This is a genomic window from Ruegeria sp. (genome assembly GCF_028066395.1).
GTDB lineage: Bacteria > Pseudomonadota > Alphaproteobacteria > Rhodobacterales > Rhodobacteraceae > Ruegeria.
Map to the genome: position 1 here is coordinate 33950 of NZ_JALCBM010000048.1, position 2468 is coordinate 36417.

Sequence of the window (2468 nt, forward strand, 5' to 3'; positions counted from 1 at the left end):
ACTGGATGACTCGGGATTCTGTCTCTGTTCAGGAAATGGCGCGCTGAGTGTGGATGGAGGCGCCCCGTTTCAATGCCGGTAACCGTGAGTGTTGAGTGGTTTTTGTGAAGAATTTTTTCAATGAACAAACATATATCCTCTGACCGGACGGGCGATCAGACCTTGCCCAATGCGCGACGACAGGCAGACCCTGTCGAGGTCGTGACCCGATTTCGGACCATTGCCCGCGAAATGGGCGCGCGGGTTGCGGTGCGTTTTGGCGATAACAGCATGGATTACGCCACGCTGGACGCGCGTTCCGATGCCTTGGCTGCCTGGCTGGTCGAACAGGGCGTGGTGCCGGGTGGTCTGGTGGGGATCACCTCGCAACGTTCGGTGATGCTGCCGGTGGCGGTGATGGCGGTGCTGAAGGCCGGGGCGGGATATGTGCCCTTTGATGTGGCGCTGCCTGCGGAACGGCTGAAATTCATGGCCGAAGACACTGGGATTTCCGTTCTGCTGGGCGATTGCCCGGAATTGGCGGATGCGGACCTGACCATTCTGCACCCCGATGCGTTCCCATCGGACGGCGGCATGGCTCAGGCCCAGGTGACGGGGGAAAGCATCGCCTATGTGATGTATACTTCCGGCACGACCGGCACGCCCAAAGGGGTTGTGGTGCCGCATCGGTCGATCATCCGGCTGCTGTGCGATACGGATTGGCTAACGCTGGGGCCGCAGACCGTCACGCTGCATTCCTCGGCTTTTGCCTTTGATACCTCGATCATCGATTTCTTCGCGGCGCTGCTGAACGGCGGTACAGTGGTCATTCCGCCCGATGGGCGATTGTCGATCTCTGATCTGGCCGAGGCGATTGAAAGCCATGGCGTGAATACTTTGTGGCTGACCTCGGGGCTGTTTCACGCGGTGGCTGATCTGCGACCGGACTGTTTTGCCAATGTGGGTCAGTTGATCGTCGGCGGTGACGTGGTCTCGCCCGCGCATGTCGCCAAGGTGCGTGGGTTGTGTCCGGGTCTGAGGGTGATCAATGGCTATGGCCCGACCGAAAGTAATGTGGTCAGCGCGCATCTGATCACCGATCAGGATCTGGCCAGTGGGCAATCCATTCCGATCGGCCCCGCCGTCAGGGGCACCGACCTGTTTGCCCTGGACGAGGACCTGCAGCCCTGCGCGCCGGGTCAAAAGGGAGAGCTTTATATCGGCGGGCGCGGGCTGGCGCTGGGTTATTGGAACCGGCCTGACCTGACGGCTGAAAAATTCGTGCCCGCGCCGTGGGATGATGGGCAGCGTCTTTATCGTTCCGGTGATCTGGTCGAAATGGACGAAGATGGCGTCTTCCGTTTCTTCGGTCGCATCGACAGTCAGGTGAAAATCCGTGGCTTCCGGGTTGAGCTGGATGAGGTCGAGATTGCGCTGGAAGCGCAGCCATCCGTTGTCCGCGCTGCGGTGGCGGCTCAACCCGGTGCGGATGAAACCGACAAGGCGCTGATCGGGTTTTGCGTGACCGCCGAAGGGGCGGCGTTTGACCCGCAGGCCATTCGTGCCGAGTTGCAGAAAACGCTGCCAGACTATGCCTGCCCGACACGGTTGGAACAGGTCGATCAACTGCCACTGAACCAGAACGGCAAGGTGGACCGCCGGGCACTGCTGGCGGGTCTGAAGACGGTTGCGCCCAGGGCACGCCCGGCCCGTAAGGGTGGCCATGGCGTGGGCGATCTGATCGCAACCTATCTGCAGGACATTCTGGATTGTGATGAGATTGACCGACAGGTGAATTTCTTCGATCTGGGCGCGTCCTCGCTGCATCTGGCGCGGTTGCACAATCAGTTGGAAACAACACTGGACCGGCGGTTTCCGATTACTGCCCTGTTCGACAAGCCCAGCGTGACCGCGCTGGCCAAGTGGCTGGAAGACAGCCCCGACAGCAAACCGGCCCGCCTGCGGGAACCCACCGGGCAGGTGGGCACGGGTCTGATTGCCATCGTCGGCATGGCCGGGCGTTTCCCGGGTGCCAGGGATGTCGACAGCTTCTGGCAGAAACTGGTCGCGGGTGAGGAGCTGATTTCGCATTTCACCCCCGAAGAGCTTGAAGCCGACCCCTCCGAGGCTGATCCCGATGGCACCTATGTGGCCGCGCGGGGCATCATGGAGGATGCGGATCATTTCGACGCCCGCCATTTCGGTATCCCGCCGCATGACGCCAAGGCGCTGGACCCACAGCATCGGATCTTGCTGGAACTGGCGCAGACCGCGCTGGACAATGCCGGGCATGATCCGGAACGCTTCGATGGCCGGATCGGGATTTTCGCGGGGTCGGCCCAGAACTCCTATCTGCTGAACAACGTACTGTCGGAACCCGGCGCATCCAGGCGCTTTGCCGCCAGCTATCCGGTCAAGAACTTTGCCGAGCTGTTTGGCAACGACAAGGATTTCCTGGCCACCCGCGTGGCCTACAAGCTGGGCCTGAC

General features: G+C 61.3%; 1 protein-coding gene. It reads left to right on the forward strand.

Annotation, left to right across the window (positions count from 1 at the left end; all coding sequences use genetic code 11):
• Window positions 1-120: 120 nt before the first annotated feature.
• Window positions 121-2468, forward strand: a 2348-nt coding sequence (locus tag MPJ51_RS14940) for an amino acid adenylation domain-containing protein (protein ID WP_298388372.1), incomplete at its 3' end; no start/stop codon positions are given.